13 protein-coding genes are annotated in these 16,178 nt (G+C 66.2%); 6 read left to right on the forward strand and 7 right to left on the reverse strand.

Annotated features, from left to right (window positions below; translation table 11 throughout):
- Positions 1–103 precede the first annotated feature (103 nt).
- Both ACQR0U_RS21895 and ACQR0U_RS21900 read left to right on the forward strand, forming a co-directional pair.
- On the forward strand, positions 104–433 hold the full coding sequence (locus tag ACQR0U_RS21895; protein WP_315717488.1) for a hypothetical protein: 330 nt from the start codon (positions 104–106) through the stop codon (positions 431–433).
- Positions 434–526: 93 nt separating this feature from the next.
- Entirely contained in the window at positions 527–1,150 is a 624-nt protein-coding gene (locus tag ACQR0U_RS21900) for a 2OG-Fe(II) oxygenase family protein (RefSeq protein WP_434843865.1), read from the forward strand.
- A 4-nt stretch (positions 1,151–1,154) separates the two neighbouring features.
- Here the strand turns inward: ACQR0U_RS21900 and ACQR0U_RS21905 are convergent, their stop codons facing one another.
- On the reverse strand, positions 1,155–3,782 hold the full coding sequence (locus ACQR0U_RS21905; RefSeq protein WP_434843864.1) for a spermidine synthase: 2,628 nt from the start codon (positions 3,780–3,782) through the stop codon (positions 1,155–1,157).
- A 373-nt stretch (positions 3,783–4,155) separates the two neighbouring features.
- On the opposite strand from ACQR0U_RS21905, the gene dusA reads away from it, so the two are divergent.
- Positions 4,156–5,175 (forward strand): tRNA dihydrouridine(20/20a) synthase DusA, encoded by a 1,020-nt coding sequence (gene dusA / locus ACQR0U_RS21910; protein ID WP_434843863.1) that lies wholly within the window; start codon positions 4,156–4,158, stop codon positions 5,173–5,175.
- A 78-nt stretch (positions 5,176–5,253) separates the two neighbouring features.
- On the opposite strand, the gene ACQR0U_RS21915 is transcribed toward dusA, so the two are convergent.
- The 6 genes from ACQR0U_RS21915 to ACQR0U_RS21940 all read right to left on the reverse strand — a co-directional run bounded on the left by ACQR0U_RS21915 (position 5,254) and on the right by ACQR0U_RS21940 (position 12,866).
- Positions 5,254–5,790 (reverse strand): TIGR02281 family clan AA aspartic protease, encoded by a 537-nt coding sequence (locus tag ACQR0U_RS21915; RefSeq protein ID WP_315717625.1) that lies wholly within the window; start codon positions 5,788–5,790, stop codon positions 5,254–5,256.
- Positions 5,791–5,818: 28 nt separating this feature from the next.
- Positions 5,819–6,016 carry a DUF1289 domain-containing protein gene (locus ACQR0U_RS21920; protein WP_316184352.1) on the reverse strand — a complete coding sequence of 66 codons (198 nt, stop codon included), beginning with the start codon at positions 6,014–6,016 and terminating at the stop codon, positions 5,819–5,821.
- 47 nt (positions 6,017–6,063) lie between these two features.
- Entirely contained in the window at positions 6,064–7,659 is a 1,596-nt protein-coding gene (locus ACQR0U_RS21925) for a sensor histidine kinase (RefSeq protein WP_315717627.1), read from the reverse strand.
- Between the two features lie 137 nt (positions 7,660–7,796).
- Positions 7,797–9,227, reverse strand: coding sequence for a PepSY domain-containing protein (locus tag ACQR0U_RS21930; protein ID WP_434843862.1), 1,431 nt, complete (start codon positions 9,225–9,227; stop codon positions 7,797–7,799).
- 7 nt (positions 9,228–9,234) lie between these two features.
- Positions 9,235–11,634 carry a TonB-dependent receptor domain-containing protein gene (locus ACQR0U_RS21935; RefSeq protein ID WP_316202772.1) on the reverse strand — a complete coding sequence of 800 codons (2,400 nt, stop codon included), beginning with the start codon at positions 11,632–11,634 and terminating at the stop codon, positions 9,235–9,237.
- Positions 11,635–11,996: 362 nt separating this feature from the next.
- Complete coding sequence (locus ACQR0U_RS21940) at positions 11,997–12,866, reverse strand: NAD(P)-dependent oxidoreductase (protein ID WP_315717630.1); 870 nt, start codon at positions 12,864–12,866, stop codon at positions 11,997–11,999.
- 261 nt (positions 12,867–13,127) lie between these two features.
- Between ACQR0U_RS21940 and ACQR0U_RS21945 the strand changes: the two genes are divergently transcribed.
- From ACQR0U_RS21945 to ACQR0U_RS21955, 3 genes are all read left to right on the forward strand, one after another.
- A complete protein-coding gene (locus tag ACQR0U_RS21945) occupies positions 13,128–13,574 on the forward strand; it encodes a VOC family protein (protein WP_315827817.1) in 447 nt (148 codons plus the stop codon).
- Positions 13,575–13,706: 132 nt separating this feature from the next.
- Positions 13,707–14,837: an Mrp/NBP35 family ATP-binding protein gene (locus ACQR0U_RS21950; RefSeq protein WP_315752566.1), complete on the forward strand. Its 1,131-nt coding sequence runs from the start codon at positions 13,707–13,709 to the stop codon at positions 14,835–14,837.
- A gap of 180 nt (positions 14,838–15,017) precedes the next feature.
- Positions 15,018–16,112, forward strand: coding sequence for a TRAP transporter substrate-binding protein (locus tag ACQR0U_RS21955; RefSeq protein WP_316165001.1), 1,095 nt, complete (start codon positions 15,018–15,020; stop codon positions 16,110–16,112).
- Positions 16,113–16,178: the final 66 nt, after the last annotated feature.

Genomic DNA, 16,178 nt, shown 5'->3' on the forward strand with positions numbered 1-16,178 from the left:
GGCGGGACATATCGTCCCGTCGGATCCTGCTCACTCCGAGCGCCAGTTTGCGAACCGGCGCTTCGTCTTTGAAACCTGCTTTTCCCTGGGGTTCGTCGAGGTGATGTCGCGTTTGTCCGCCGTGAGTCTCGCCGTTCTAGTCCTCACGATCGCAGTCGCATCGGCGCATGACGAGGAGCCGACGCAGGAGGTCTGCGACGCCGCAGTGGCGGAGGCCCGCGCACAGGCGGCGACCCTGCCGGCGGACGACGTGTCGCGCTATTTCGCCGAGCGGGACATTCAGCAGGCGCTGGTCGAGGCCGGCAATGGCGAGTTCGATGATTGTGTCGAGAAGGCCGAGAGGGCCGTGCTGGAAGTGCGCGACCGGCCCCACAGCCTGAGGCCCGGCGAGCGGCTCAACATTCTCAGTGCCGACGAAATGCCGACGCGCTGACGGGCGCGCACCGCTTCTCCACTCTCGTCATCCGGCTGTCATGCAAGTCGGCAAATTGTCGGTCCCGTTGCGGCGCGTGCAAGGCCTTGAGACATGGACCAGATCGAAGCTCTTTTTCCGATACCGTTGTTGCGTTCGCCCGGGCTCTTGAGCGCCGAGCTCAAGGACGCGGCGGTGGCAGCCATCCGCCATTCGAAGATCGAGAACAACCTGCGATCCGGACAACTGTTCCACACCGAGGTCGCCGATCCCCGCGCCAATAATCTGTTTCAGACCATCGCCGAGCTCGCCGTGCCCAAGCTGATCGATTTCGGCGAGCTGCTGTTCGGCGAGAAGCTGCGCTGGACGGTCAAGGAGATGTGGACGAACATGCTGGAGACCGGCGGCAACCAGACCCTGCACGCCCACGCCAACAGCTTCATCTCCGGCGTCTTCTATCTGACGCCGTCTCACCCCGGCAGCCGCACCGTGTTCGTGCGGCCGCCCGGCGGCAGCGACTTCTCGTTCCGCCATCACACGCGCAGCGCCGCGGTCGGCCCGTTCAATGCCGGCAAATACGTGCTGCCGGAGGCGGAGCCCGGCGATCTCGTGCTGTTCCCAAGCTATCTCTACCACGAGGTGCCGCGCAATCAGGGCGACCAACGTATCACGATCGCTTTCAACGCGATTCCTGATCATCTGGATTGCTGGGGCTACCGCGTCAGCTTCGCGTCCTGACGCTCTATCGTTCGAACTCGCGCGACAGCAGGTCGCGCGCTTCGCGTCGCGACGGCGCGGCGGAGTCGATTGCCCGAAGCAGGCGTTCAGCAGCCGCGCGATCCGATGCAAGCAGCGCTTTTGCCATGCTCATCAGCGGCGCATAGGCCGGCTCGAACTCGGCGCTGGCGCGAATGGAATCGAGGAGACCGGGTGCGGCGGCTGCGATGAGCGCCGGCCCGCGCGGTTCGCCGGTCAGCGCCGCGCCGACCTGGATGAATTGGTTGCGGGCCCGCCAATAGGCGCCGAGTCGTTGCTCCCACATTCCGCGTTTCGAGTCTTCCAGCAAATCGGCCGCGTCGGTCTTTGTCTGGCTCAGGACCGTCAGCAGCAATTGCCATGGGGCCGCCGAGAGAGCGTGGACGTTGCTGCGCGCGTCGAACGTGACGAATGGGAAATCGTCGGTGTTGCGCGGTCCCGGACCGGCGAAGCTCGCGAGTGCTTTCGCGCCGGCGACATACTGGCCCAGAAGGTCGATCGGCTGATCGAAGCCGAGAGGTTGAATGATCGGGTGAAGCTTCCGGTCGGAGAACCGTGCGGCGACGAGTTCGGGGGCGATCGGGCTCGGGGCGCCTGATCCGATCAGAGCCAGCATCGGCGTGCGCACGCTGTAATGGTTCAGCCAGGCGGACCCTTGTGGAAAGACTGCGAGAAAGCTCCTGATGATCGCGCGCAGCGACGGCGCATCGAGCTGATAGAGCGGCAGCCACTGGCAGAACACGCCCTCGGCCGCCAGTCGCCGCTTGACGGCCGCGAAATGTTCGACCGTGTACAGCGCGCCGCTGCCATCGAGCGCCGGGTGGAACAGGTCGGCCACGATCACGTCGTAGCGTCCGTCATCGGCGATGATGAAGCGCCGGGCATCGGCAACGGAGATCGGCGGCCTTTCCTTCTCGGCCGCGGGGTTGTCGAACCAGGGCAGCAGCGCGACGACTTCGGAAGAGAGTTCGACCGCGCGCACGTCGAGATCCGGCATCTGCGCGGCGCCGAGCACGGTCGCGCCGGTGCCGACACCGAGGAAGAGGGCCTTGCGCGGCGCTGGATGCAAGAGCAACGGCAGCATGGCCTGGCGGAAATCGGATCGGACCGAACTGGTGCCGCCCATGCGAAAGTGGCCGTTGACCTCGAGATAGCGTGCTCCTGAGGCGTCGTCGACGACGCTCGCGGTCGCCATCGGTCCCTCGCGCACGGCCAGAAGCTTGCCGCCCGGCGGGACCCTGATGAGCAGCGGGGCGGGAAGCCACAACAGCGCGAGTGCAAGCAGAGCGGGCGCCGCCGCCCAGCGCAGCGCAGCGCGTCGGGGCTGCAGCAGCAGAAGATATCCGACGGCAACGAGGACCAATGCTCTCCAAGTGCCGAAAGCGGGAATCAGCAGCTGTGCCGCGACCAGCGGCGCAATGGCTGCGCCGAGGCTGTTGATGCCGACGGCCCAGCCGACCGATCCTCTGACGTCGCGGACATCCTGCATGAGCTGGCCGAACAAGGCGCCCATCGCCATCGCAGGCAACAGGAACAGCGCCAGCGCAATGCCGAGCTCGCCGACGACGCCGAGGCTCGCAGCGCTGTCGGCGAGGCCGCCCAGCAAGGGCGTCATGAGCGCCGTGCCAAGGCAGACGAGCGCGGTGCCGCTGATCAACGCGGTTCTGCCGCGCGCAACCGTGGGCCCCACGCGCTGCCAGATCATGCTGCCCATCGCGGTGCCCAGCAGGTAGGCGGCCAGCAGACAGGCGAAGCTATAGACCGTGTCCTGCATCATCTGCGCGGCCAGGCGCACGACCAGGACTTCGAACGCGATGCCGAGCAGGCCGGTGACGAACAGGGTTCCTGTCAGGCGGAGGCCGGCGACAGCACGCCCGCGATCGTCGCGCGCGCGAGCGTCGACCTGCGGGGCTCGGCCGAGGCGAAGCGCTGCGAGCGCGCAGGCCGCGTTGACGGCTGCCAGGCAAAGCAGCGTCGCCGACAATCCGAGCGCGGGGATCAGCACGAAGGTGGACAGCAGCGTGCCGGCGACGGCGCCGGCGGTGTTCGCGGCGTAGACGCCGGCGCTGACGGGCCGCGTGCCATGCGCCGCGGACGTCATGCGTTCCAGCGCGGTCAGCGTCCCGCCCATCACCACCGTCGCCGGCAACAGCACCAGCGTCGGCAGCAGGAAGCTCGCGCTCCACAACAAGATGGGGGAAGGCGCCGTGCCGAGAAGCGGCGCGAGGGCGCGCGCGCACGCGGGAAGCAGCCAGACCGCACATAGCCCCCACAGGCCGATGACCGTTTCGAGGACGGCATACACCCGGTACGGATTGGCGGCGCGGCGGATCCGGCCATCGAGGATGAAGGCGCCCACCGCCAGCCCGGCAAAAAATCCTGCGATGGCGCCGAGCACGGCCATCATCTCCGTGCCCAGGGCGAGGGCGAGCTGGCGCGTCCAGACGATCTCATAGCCCAGCCCGGCGAGGCCGGATGCTGCAATCAGCAGCTTCAGCGTTCTCAGCCGAGCCATGCTCTGGCGGGCGACGAGATCGACGCCGGAAGACCGGACGCCTTGCTTCTCCGCGACCAGATCATTATCGCGCGGGTCTGCGTGGCGTGCCTCGGTCAAGATCTGGTACCTGCAATTCCCGTGATCGGTCTTCGGATGCAGCGCGCCGTGCGGGATACTGCTCCGGGCGCGGGATCAAGCTCGGCTGCATGGGCCGCCAAGGTCGAGATCGTTTCCTTGTGTTCGTGTTTCGTGACGGTGGTTTGACAGAAGCTGTGGGAGCACGCGGCTCGGCGCAGATGGTTGTATCGCATGAGACCCGTCAGGGAGCGATGACCAGACGCAGCCGCGATCTGCGGAACGTTGTGGTTGAATTCGGTAAACCATCGATCCTCTCCGATCCGACATTGTTGTGCTGCGCACGAAAAACGGGTCGAAATCGGTGGAAACCGGTGTAAATGCGCGGTGATCGGGTGGCTCTGGTACACTTCTAATGGCTGATGTCTCGAATAAAACAGTGGAATCAACGTCTTGGCGCTTCTCCGTCGCCCCGATGATGGATTGGACCGACCGGCATTGCCGGGTGTTCCATCGGCTGCTGTCGCGCCGGGCGCTGCTCTATACCGAGATGGTCACGACCGGTGCCGTGATACATGGCGACCGCCAGCGGCTGCTCGGCTTCGATCGAAGCGAGCATCCGGTGGCGCTGCAGCTCGGCGGCTCCGATCCCGGCGATCTCGCGACGTCAGCCAAGATCGGCGAGGAGTTCGGCTACGATGAGATCAATCTCAATGTCGGCTGCCCGTCGGACCGGGTGAAGGACGGCCGCTTCGGGGCCTGTTTGATGGCCGAGCCTGCGCTCGTCGGCGCCTGCGTCGCCGCGATGAAGCACGCCGTTCGCATTCCCGTCACGGTGAAGTGCCGCATCGGCATCGACGATCAGGATCCGGAAATCGCACTCGATATGCTGGCGGACGCGGTCGTCGACAGCGGCGCAGACGCGCTGATCGTGCACGCGCGCAAGGCGTGGCTGGACGGCTTGTCGCCGAAGGAGAACCGTGACGTCCCGCCGCTCGACTACGACAGGGTGTACCGGCTGAAGGCGAGGCTGCCGCACGTGCCCGTCATCATCAATGGTGGCATCGGCAGCATCGAAGCTGCGCAAGGTCATCTCGCGCATGTCGATGGCGTGATGCTCGGGCGAGCGGCCTATCAGGAGCCATGGCGGCTGCTCGATGTCGATCCCGTCCTGTTCGGCGACGTCGCGCCGCATCGAACCATGAAGGACGCATTGGCGGCGTTCGAGCCGTACATCGCGCGCCAGCTCGGGCAGGGCACGCGGCTGCACGCGATCACGCGGCATCTCGTCGGCGCCTATCACGCGGTGCCCGGCGCACGCGCGTTCCGCCGCCATCTCGCCGAGCGCGGCGTCAAGCCGGGCGCCGGCATCGAGGTGCTGCGCGAGGCGGTCGCGATGGTCGAGGAGCGCCCTGCGGTTGCTGCGCTGGCCTGAGGGGCTCAGGCCAGCGGCGGCAGTTCGACCACGGCCTGTCGCGCGACCGGATTGCAGGCTGCCACGAGGCTCAGCCCCTCAGCTGCGATCGGGAAAGCCGTGCAGCATCAGCCGGTCGGAGCGCACTTCCCAGCGCTCCAGCCGGTCGAGGAAGCTCATGCCGAGCAAGTTGGTCTTCATCTGGCCGTGCGGCACCACCAGCGCCGGAACCGAGCGTTCCACCAGTTTGCCGATCGCGAGCCGGTCCAAGGTCAATCGCGCCGCCTTGGTGTGGCCGCCAGCGGTCTCGACGTCGACGTCGTAGGCGAGCAGTTCGAGCGGCAGGCCTGCGGCCTTGGCGGTCTCGTAGGTCAGAACCACCGATGTGGCGCCGGTGTCGACCACCATCGGCGCGGTGACGCCGTTGATCTTGGCGCGCAACGCGAACTCGCCGCCTCTGGTGCGCTCGATCTCGACCGCGTTGGTCGGAGGACTCGCCTTGGCCCTGAGCGCGCGGCTGCGCAGAACCTCCGACACTGTGTCGCTCGCGAGCGCCGCCTGCTCGGGATCCTTGTAGACGATCACGGCGCCCGCGGTGAGCACCATGGTGACGAAAACGAGCACGACCTTGTTCATGCCGCGCCTCCCGTCGGCACGGAGGCGCTCAGCCGCGCCGACGCGCCAGCGCGGGCAGGCCGGCGTCGTGCATGCGGGACGGCAGCCCGTCCATCAGCGCCAGCCGCTCGTCGGTCGACATGCGGCCCCAGCGGGCGATCTCCGGCAGCGTGCGTCCGCAGCCGAAGCAGAGTTTCGTCTTGGGGTCGATCATGCAGACGGCGATGCAGGGCGTATCCTGGCTCATGGCGCGAGTTTGAAAGGTTCTGCCACTGTCGTGCAAGTGCAATCATCTCACAGTCCCGTTCCGGCATTCATGATCGGCTTGCGCACCCGGCGCTTCTCCTGAGCGGGGGCGATCGCATGCTCCGGCTGCAATGGCGGTGCCTCGTCCGACAGCGGAGCGAGCGCCGACATCACCCGCTCCGGCGGGAAGGTGACGATCACCTCGGTGCCGATGCGGACCTTCGATTTCAGCGTGAACGTGCCACCATGCATCTCGATCAGATTCTTGGCGATGGGCAAGCCTAGTCCCGCGCCCTGTTCGGCCGACTTGATCGAGTTGGAGCCCTGGCCGAACGACGCGAGCACGATCGGAATCTCGTTCTCGGGGATGCCCGAGCCGGTGTCCTTGACGCTGAGATATTGTCCGCCCGAGGCCGTCCAGCCAGCCTTCAGCCAGATGTCGCCACCCTGCGGCGTGAACTTGATGGCGTTGGAGAGCAGGTTGAGCACGACCTGGCGGATCGCGCGCTCGTCGGCCCACAGCCGCGGCATCTTCTGCTCGAACACCTCGTGAATGGTGATGCCGCGGCTCGTTGCGCGCAGCTTCAGCAAATGGTGGCAGTCGGCGATCACGTGCACCAGCGCCACGGCTTCCTCGTTCAGCTCGTAGCGGCCGGCCTCGATGCGCGAGAGATCGAGGATCTCGTTGATGAGGTTGAGCAGGTGGACGCCCGAATTGTGGATGTCGGCCGAATATTCCTTGTAGACCGGCACCGCATGGACGCCGAAGATCTCGCTCTTCATCACCTCGGAAAAGCCGAGGATGGCGTTCAGCGGCGTCCGCAGCTCATGGCTCATCTGCGCAAGGAAGCGCGACTTGGCGACGTTGGCGGCCTCCGCGCGGTAGCGTGCCTCGTCGGAGATCGCCTTGGCCTGCTCGAGTTCGCCGATCAAGGCGTCCTTCTCGGCGCGCGCTTCGAGCGTGGCCAGCGTCGTCGCATGCAGCTGATGGGCGAGCAGCACGAAGTAGCCTTCGGCGGCGACGGCGAACCCGGCGAGCAGGTAGTTGTCGAACGTGCCCGACAGCGCGAGGCTGAGGGTGATGGCGACCGTCATCGGTGCGGTGACGGCGACGGCGGCGACGGGCAGGTTGGCGGCGAGCATGCTCGAGACCGCGATCACCAGCAGCATCAGGAACATCATCAGCGTGCCCGACACCGCCGCGAGCGCCGGATGGATCAGGATCGCCATCCAGCAAACGCCGTAGAGCAAGTCGAGCAGCACGAAGCGCGTGCGCCAGCGCCGCGTCGCCGCCAGCGACGGCTGGTCGGCGAGGAAGTTCGAGCAGTTGCGCACGATCGCGGCATGAATGCAGAGCACGCCGAGCGTCCATGCGCCAGCCGCGATCGTATGCAGCCAGACGCTGAGCATCAGGCCGGTTGCGACCACCAGCAGCACGACGATGTAGGAGGCGGAGATGCGGGTCTGTGCGTATTGGCGCAGCAGCTCGCGATCGAAGGCCGGACGTGTTCCCGACGTCGACGTTAACCGGTCGCGCGCCTCGCGCACCCGCTGCTGCGCGGCCCGGCGCTGGCTTGCTGGTGCAAGCGCCGGCGGATCTGCCGGAAGCTCGACGACCTCAGGCTTTTCAGCGGGTTTACTCATCAAACAACACAAATCCTGCCCGCGAGGTACGGGCTGCTTTCTGCATTGTCTATAACTGGGCCCAAATCCTTAAGACGGATTATAGACAACGAAAAATTTGCGTTAACCGCGCGTTAAATTAACGATTGTGGCGAGGCTCAGCGGAGCTGCATTCGCAGGCGGCGCCAGCCGATCACCACGCCCGTGATGCTGAAGACGAGGCCGATCGCGCAGAGGCCGACGATGAGAACCGTGCGCAGCGCCGCATGGGCGAGCAGGGCCGGAAAGTCGAGCGTGTGCAGCGCCTGATAGAGCCACCGATAGGCGCGTCGGGACGGATCGAGCTTCTCGAGCACCGCGCCGGACGCGGCGTCGACATGATACCAGGTGTCGCCGCAGATCACGCGATGGACCGGCGCGCCCGGCACATCGGAGACGAACGGATAGTCGTCGCCCGGCTCGACTTCGGTCGAGCGCCCGCAATCGCCGCGCAGGCGCGACACCGCGGCATTGACGTCGGCCGGCTGCAGGAAACGGCCGACGATGCGTGCTGATGCGCCGTCCAGCACCGAAATCTGCTGCTGGCTCGGCGCGCGCCGGATGCGCTGATAGAGGCGGCCGCCGAAGGCGAACCACTCGATCTCGCGGACCTCGCCATGCACCGCCGCGAGCGCCGCCGTCGCCAGGCCGGTCCAATCCGGTGCGCCGACGAGAATGGCTTGCTCGGACGGCGTCAGATGGCCGGTCGTAAATAACCTGCCATGGTCCATCGACAGCCAGCCGCTGACCATCCAGGTCAGCACGAACTGCATGCAGATCAGGCCGGCCCAATGATGCCAGAGGTGCCAGCCGTGGTAGCGCGAGCACAGCCGCGCCTTCCGATATCTCAGCCGCATCGGGCCGAGCAGCGCGCCGCTCACGGCGGCGATGACCGCCGCGAGCGACAGCCACCACACGACGGCGTTCCAGGCCGCCCAGTCCTTGCGCAGGACGGTCGGATAGATCCAATGGACGACGCTGCCGACGTAGTTCCAGGCGCGTTCGGACCGTGTCGTGTCGAGCACGACCTCGCCGGTGATCGAGGACACGTAGAGTTCGGTGCCATTGGGATCGTTGAGCGCGATCCGGTGCAGCGGACGATGCACGTCGAAACGGTTCGGCACCGTCCATTGGTCGTAGTGCTCCAGTGAGGCGATGGTGGCGCCATCGGCCTCGAGCCCGCGCCGCCGGGCTGCCGTGCGCGCGATCGACAGCACGAGGTCGGGGGCGCTCACATCGGCCGCGGCCAGCGTGTCTGCACGAATGGCCGCGCTGCGGCCGGCGGCCGAGATGACATAGACCGGACCATCCACGCGCTGCATCAGCCGGATGCGGTCGGGATGATCGATGCCACCTGCGACGAGGGCCTCCGCGGGACCGTGCAGCGACAGGGCGGTGTCGAGCACGGGCAGCGCGGCGAAGCGCTCGCTCTCGGTCTGCGCCGGGAACGGCACGTAGTGCATCACGATCCCGGTCGCGAACCACAGCACGAACAGCGGACCCAGCGGGATGCTCAGCCAGCGGTGCGTGAGGATCAGCGCCCGGATCATGCGGCCATCAGAACTTGAACGAGGCTTCGACCTCGTAGGTGCGGGGCGCGCCGAGGAAGATCTGGTCGGGATAGAACGGATCGCTCCAAGCCGCATAACGTTTGTCGGCAACGTTGCGGACGCGGAAGGCGAGCCGCGTGCTGGTCGCGGTGGCGAACAGCGGCACCCTCGGCAGGTCGACGAACGCGAACAGATCGGCGGTGGTGTAGGCGAGCAGTTTCACCGTGTTGGCATCGGTGCTCCAGCGATCGCCCACGTGGCGCACGGAGAAACCAAGCTCGACCGGCCACCAGCCGGGATTGAGGAAGCGGTAGGAGCCGCCGCCATTGACGATGACGGCGGGAATGTTGGGCGGCGTGTTGCCCGAGAACGAGCCGCCGCCGGCGAGATCATAATCGGCATAGCGGGCGCGGACATAGGCGACGTTGCCCCAGAGCCTGCTCTCGGGTGTCGGCCGCACGGCGGCTGCGACCTCGATGCCCTGAGATTTCATCTTGCCGGCCAGGTTGAGCTGCTGGCCGGCCTGGGCGCTGTAGACGTTGTTGCGTTCGATATCGAAGGCGGAGAAGGTCCACTCCGCACGGCCGTTCCACGCGAGCTGCTTGACGCCGGTCTCATAGCTGCGGGAGTCCGAGAGCGTAAGGTTCTGGGTCGGACTTAGCAGGAAGATGCTGTCGGCGGAGATGTCGGTGGCGGTCGCATATTGGCTGTAGAAGGTGGTGCCCGGCAGCGCTTCCCAGGTGTAGCCGATGCGGCCGGTGACCGGCTGCCAGCTCTTGGAATAGGGGAAGCCGCTCTTCACGACGCCGTTCTTGTCGATCGAGTTGCGGTCGAGCGAGAACGGGTTGTAGCGCAGGCCGCCGACCAGCGCGAAATTGTTGGTGAGCTTCAGCCGGTCTTCGAGATTGAGTGCCACGCTGTCGATGGTGGCGGTCTGCAACTGCGTTCCGAGCGGGCCGTAGACGCCTCGGTCGAAGCCGGTCAGCGGAACGCTGTCACCCGGGAAGATCGCCGCGCCAGGCCGCGTGAAGTCGGTATGCGAGCTTTCCACCGCTGTCACGAGCCGGTTGGCCAGACCGAACAGGTTGGCGTTCCAGGTGAGGTCGGTGGTGTTGCCGACCATGTTGTGGTTGTGGTGGACGAAGAACCGCTCGCGATCGACGGTGTTGGTGGTCGCGTTGAACGCCGAGACCTCGTTGTTGTACCAGTCGCGGCTGGCGTTGTAGTTGTAGACTTGGCTCCGCAGCCTGACGTCGTTGCTCAGGTCCCATTCGAACCCGCTGCGGACCCACGATTCCTTGATCGTCTTGTGGCCGTCGACCACGTTGTAGTTGGTCGACAGCGTGCGGCCGTCGATCGTGACGGCGCCGAGATCGGTGCCGTTGTAGGCCGACACCTTGGTGCCTGAGACGATGCCGCTGGTCGCGTTGGCGCCGCTGAAGGTGACCGGCACCAGCGGCGTGCCCTCATAGGGCTTGGCCTTGTAGTCCTTGAACTCGGCGGCAAAGAAGGTCTTGAAGCTGTCGGACAGCCGGTAGTCGAGCTGGCCTGAGACATGGATATTCTTGAACTCGGTGTCGTCGATGAAGCCGACCTCCCTGGTCCGGCTGATGTCGAAGCGATAGTCCAGGCCCTTGACGGTCGTGCTGCCGCCCGAGCCGAAGCCGCTGCGGAACGTGCCGCGCTGGTCGAAGCCGACGAAGGCTTCGCTCTCGATCGGGCCGGTGTGCGGGGTCTTGGTCACGAAATTGACGGTGCCGCCGACCGCGCCCTGGCCCGAGATCAGCGAGGAGGGGCCCTTGAGAAACTCGACGCGGTCGAGGTTGAACGTCTCCATCGTCAGCGCGGTGAAGCCGGTCGGGCCGATGTTGATGCCGTTGTAGAGCACGTTGACCTGATTGCCCTGGAAGCCGCGCATCGCGAAGCCGACATCGTTCGGGGCATCACCCGCGCTGACGCCGGCGGCGCCTTTCACCGCGTCGACGGTCGTGTGGTAGCCCTGCTCACGCAGCGTCTCGGCGCCGACCACCTCGATCGAGGCCGGCAGCTCGCGTACGGTGAGGCCGAGCCGGCTCCCGCTCGCGGGCGTCGCATTGCCGTTGAGCGGCGTGGTGGCCGCCGTGTTGGACGAAGGCCGCGTCGGCGCTGCTGCGGGCGTGGGCGCGGCCATGCGCCGGGACGCCGGAGGTGTGGTCCGACGGGCGGCTTGGGTCGAGGAGGGCGCGCGGCCGGCCGCCGGGCGCTGCCGCGGCGCATCGACCGTCACGTCCGGCAGCAGGGTGTCTGCGGCGGCCTGCCTCCCGTCCGGAGGGGAGGTCTGTTGGGCATAAGCCGCCGGCACCGCCGACCAGCCTGCCACCAGCAGCCCCGCAAGCGATATCGGACCCCAGACGTCGCGCGCGCTCATTCCGCTCCCCATCGCAGCAGCCGGCTTCCCGGCCATCTGCGCCCCCAGCCAACGTTCATGATCACCACGACGAGAGTTAGCCCAGCCCAATGGATATGTAATGTTATAACATTACATATCCATCTTTCTCTGAGTGGGTGTCTCGATCGGGCAACACATGCGAACGATTAGCGATTGCAAGGGGTATCAGCGAGTCGCAGATGGCGCAATGGCGCCCGTCCGCGGCGGACGTATCCCGCCGCGTGTCTGCGGCAATACATGGGGGAAGGCAGATGAGCCGGGGCCTGCCAAGGTCCCGGATCGGAAATCTGCCGCCGCAGCACACGCGCAGCGGCAGATCGATCAGTCGGAGAGCGGCGGGATCACTTCTCCAGGCGGGCCAGCAGGCTCGACGTGTCCCAGCGCTTGCCGCCGAGCTTCTCGACCTCGGAATAGAACTGGTCGACCAGCGCGGTCACCGGCAGATGGGCGCCGTTGCGGCGCGCTTCGCTGAGGCAGATCGACAGGTCCTTGCGCATCCATTCCACCGCAAAACCAAAGTCGTATTTGCCGTCGTTCATGGTCTTGTAGCGGTTCTCCATCTGCCAGGACTGGGCGGCGCCCTTGGAGATGGTCTCGATGACAGCGGGAACGTCGAGGCCGGACTTCTTCGCGAAATGGATACCCTCGGACAGGCCCTGCACGAGGCCGGCGATGCAGATCTGGTTGACCATCTTGGTCAGCTGGCCGCTGCCGGCCGGTCCCAGCAGCTTGCACATCCGGGCATAGGCCGCGATCACCGGCTCGGCGCCGGCATAGGCGTCGGCGGTGCCGCCGCACATCACCGTCAGCACGCCGTTCTCGGCGCCGGCCTGGCCGCCGGACACTGGCGCGTCGATGAATTTGAAGCCGGCCTTGGTGGCTGCGGCGTCGAGCTCACGTGCCACTTCAGCCGAGGCGGTGGTGTGGTCGACGAAGGTCGCGCCCTTCGCCATGCCGGCAAATGCGCCGTCCGGGCCGATCGTGACCGCGCGCAGGTCGTTGTCGTTGCCGACGCAGCACATCACGAAGTCCTGGCCTTCCGCGGCCTGCTTCGGCGTGGGGGCTGCCTTGCCGCCGAACTTGTCGGCCCATTCCTTCGCCTTGGCCGCGGTACGGTTGTAGACCGTGACCTCGTGACCGCCCTTCTTCACGAGATGTCCTGCCATGGGGAAACCCATGACGCCGAGACCGATGAAAGCGACTTTAGCCATATGAGCTACCTTGACCTTGGGGTTCTGCCGACAGCCTTGAGAGGGCCGGGCTGTTCTTGAAAGGAACACATCAGCATCCGGCGCGGGTCGCGGCGGTGCTGGACGCCGCACCATAACGGCTTGAGAGGCGGGGGCAACGGCTTCGTGACGGATACGAAAGCGGCGCCGCGTGCTAAAGAGGCATCATCATGACGGCTTGCAAAGCCGTCATCGCGCAACGAAATCCAGTCAACCAACGAACCAGCCAGGGGAGTGTCTCGCATGGGCGTCAGCGTCGGCGTGCTCGATCATTTCAACATCCGGACCCGCAACCTCGCCGAGACGGTCCGCTTCTATGAAGACGTGCTCGGGCTGGAGAACGGCGCCCGGCCGAACTTCGCCTTTCCTGGCGCCTGGATGTACAGCGAGGGCCGCCCGGTGGTGCACCTCGTCGACATCTCGCCGACCTCAGAGGCACAGAAGCCGGACTCCGGCGTCGTCCACCACGTCGCCTTCGTCAGCCGCGGCTTCGCCGGCATGAAGGCGCGGCTCGCCGCCAAGGGCATGCCGTTCGAGGCGCGGCAGGTGCCGGGCGGGGAGCTGTGGCAGATCTTCGTGCGCGACCCCAACGGCGTGATGATCGAGCTCAATTACGAGGCAGCGAAGGAGCGGGCCGAGGATGCGCCGGTCGAGACCGCCTCCGACATCGGAACCATGGTGGCGTTTTGAGCCGGTCGGCCTTATGAAGCAGCGCAACGCAGGGCCGGAGCGGTACCGTCGCAGACGACGGAAGATCATGTCCGGCCAACGGGATAGGGCGCGACGATGTGGCGCGTTCTGAACTTCTTCAGGAGACGCGCCGTGAGCGTGACGCAGCAGCAGGTTATCGAGGCACTCAAGCGGGTCCGCTCGCCACGTGGCGTGGCGCTGCCGGACGCCGGCGTGCTGTCGCCGATCACGGCCAATGACGGCAAGGTGTTCTTCTCGATCAATGTCGAGGCCAGCGAGGCCCGCGCCTGGGAAGACACCCGCGCGAAAGCCGAAGCCGCCGTGCGCGCCATACCCGGCGTGACCATGGCGATGATCGCGCTGACCGCGGAGCGCAAGGCGGGCGCTGCCGCCCCGCCGCCGCGACAGGGCGGCGTGCAGCCGGTCGCGGCGCATCGTCCGCATCAGCACCAGCATCCGGCGGACTCGCCGATGTCCCGGCAGGCCGCGATCCCGGGTATCGCGGCCGTCATCGCGGTGGCCTCGGGCAAGGGCGGTGTCGGCAAGTCGACCACCGCGATCAATCTCGCGCTGGGCTTGCGCGATCTCGGCCTCAAGGTCGGGCTGCTCGACGCCGACATCTACGGCCCGTCGGTGCCGCGGCTGACCGGGCTGCAGGAAAAGCCCAAGCTCACCGACGACAAGAAGATGATTCCGCTGTCGCGGTTCGGCCTGTCGATCATGTCCATCGGCTTTCTCGTCGACGAGGACAGCCCGATGATCTGGCGCGGCCCGATGGTGATGTCGGCGATCAACCAGATGCTGCGCGACGTCGCGTGGGGCACGCTCGACGTGCTCGTCGTCGACATGCCGCCGGGCACCGGCGACGCCCAGCTGACCCTGGCGCAGAACGTGCCGCTGAAGGGCGCCGTGATCGTGTCGACGCCGCAGGACCTGTCGCTGATCGACGCCCGCCGCGGGCTTGCGATGTTCCGCAAGGTCAACGTGCCCGTGCTCGGCATCATCGAGAACATGAGCTACTTCCAGTGCCCGCAATGCGGCACCCGCTCCGACATCTTCGGCCATGGCGGCGCGCGCCACGAGGCCGAGCGGCTCGGCGTGCCGTTCCTTGGTGAAATCCCGCTGCACATGGACATCCGCTCGACGTCGGACGCCGGCAACCCGGTGGTCGAGAGCGAGCCGAAGGGTCCGCATGCCGCGATCTACCGGGCCATCGCCGCGTCGGTGCGGGATCAGCTCAAGGACGCGATCGCCGCTGCTTGATGCACTGCAGCGAAGCGTGTGCGACTATTGGACCGTTTGTCATTCCAACGTCGCGTTTTCGCTTAACCGGTTCCGTGCTAAAGCCCGGCCCGGATCGCCTTCGACCGTGTGCGGCCAATCGCATCGGCGGATAAATGCTTTTTCAACGGGAAAACGCCCCCAACAAGGAGATGCCTTAATATGAAGCGTCGTGATTTTCTGAAGGTCTCGGCCGCCGGTGCCGCCGCGTCGGCAGCGGTGGCCTCGCCTGCGATCGCGCAGTCGATGCCCGAGATCAAATGGCGGTTGACCTCCAGCTTCCCGAAGTCGCTCGACACGATCTATGGCGGCGCCGAATATATGGCGAAGCAGGTTGCCGAGATGACGGACAACAAGTTCCAGATCCAGGTCTTCCAGGCTGGTGAGCTGGTGCCGGGCCTGCAGGCGCTCGACGCGACCTCCAAGAACACCGTCGAGATGTGCCATACGGTGTCGTATTATTACGTCGGCAAGGACCCGACCTTCGCGATCTTCGCCTCGGTGCCGTTCGGCCTGAACGCCCGGCAGCAGAACTCCTGGCTGTATCAGGGCGGCGGCAACGAGCTCGCCAACGAGTTCTTCAAGAAGGCCGCCAACGTCATTGGCTTCCCCTGCGGCAACACCGGCACCCAGATGGGCGGCTGGTTCCGCAAGGAGATCAAGACCGTCGCCGACCTTTCGGGCTTGAAGTTCCGCATCGGTGGCATCGCCGGCCAGGTGCTGCAGAAGCTCGGCGTCGTGCCGCAGCAGCTCGCGGGCGGCGACATCTACCCGTCGCTCGAGAAGGGCACCATCGACGCCGCCGAGTGGGTCGGTCCGTATGACGACGAGAAGCTCGGCTTCCAGAAGGTGGCGAAGTACTACTACTACCCGGGCTTCTGGGAGGGCGGTCCGACCGTCCACGCCTTCGCCAATCTCGACAAGTGGAACGAGCTGCCGAAGCACTATCAGTCGATCCTCGCCAACGCGACGGTCAATGCCAACACCTGGATGGCCGCGCGCTACGACCAGGTGAACCCGGCGGCGCTGAAGCGCCTGGTCGCCGGCGGCACGCAGCTGCGGCCGTTCACCAACGAGGTGCTCGAGGCCTGCCTCAAGGCGACCAACGAGCTGTGGGGCGAGATCTCGGCCAAGAACGCCGACTTCAAGAAGGTCATCGACGCGATGCAGGCCTACCGCTCGGATGAATATCTGTGGTGGCAGGTTGCCGAGTATACCTACGACAGCTTCATGATCCGCTCGCGTACCCGCGGCTGATCGCAAACTTCAGATCGGCGGATCGACGTCAGCCCGGCCTCGCGAGAGGCCGGGCTTTTGCGTTGC

The sequence above is a fragment of the Bradyrhizobium sp. HKCCYLRH3097 genome (assembly GCF_051167875.1).
Lineage (GTDB): Bacteria > Pseudomonadota > Alphaproteobacteria > Rhizobiales > Xanthobacteraceae > Bradyrhizobium.

Coding starts and splice junctions, on each gene's coding strand:
- ACQR0U_RS21895 (WP_315717488.1), top strand. CDS start 104: ATGTCGCGTTTGTCCGCCGTGAGTCTCGCCGTTCTAGTCCTCACGATC.
- ACQR0U_RS21900 (WP_434843865.1), top strand. CDS start 527: ATGGACCAGATCGAAGCTCTTTTTCCGATACCGTTGTTGCGTTCGCCC.
- dusA (WP_434843863.1), top strand. CDS start 4,156: ATGGCTGATGTCTCGAATAAAACAGTGGAATCAACGTCTTGGCGCTTC.
- ACQR0U_RS21915 (WP_315717625.1), bottom strand. CDS start 5,790: ATGAACAAGGTCGTGCTCGTTTTCGTCACCATGGTGCTCACCGCGGGC.
- ACQR0U_RS21920 (WP_316184352.1), bottom strand. CDS start 6,016: ATGAGCCAGGATACGCCCTGCATCGCCGTCTGCATGATCGACCCCAAG.
- ACQR0U_RS21925 (WP_315717627.1), bottom strand. CDS start 7,659: ATGAGTAAACCCGCTGAAAAGCCTGAGGTCGTCGAGCTTCCGGCAGAT.
- ACQR0U_RS21930 (WP_434843862.1), bottom strand. CDS start 9,227: ATGATCCGGGCGCTGATCCTCACGCACCGCTGGCTGAGCATCCCGCTG.
- ACQR0U_RS21935 (WP_316202772.1), bottom strand. CDS start 11,634: ATGAGCGCGCGCGACGTCTGGGGTCCGATATCGCTTGCGGGGCTGCTG.
- ACQR0U_RS21940 (WP_315717630.1), bottom strand. CDS start 12,866: ATGGCTAAAGTCGCTTTCATCGGTCTCGGCGTCATGGGTTTCCCCATG.
- ACQR0U_RS21945 (WP_315827817.1), top strand. CDS start 13,128: ATGGGCGTCAGCGTCGGCGTGCTCGATCATTTCAACATCCGGACCCGC.
- ACQR0U_RS21955 (WP_316165001.1), top strand. CDS start 15,018: ATGAAGCGTCGTGATTTTCTGAAGGTCTCGGCCGCCGGTGCCGCCGCG.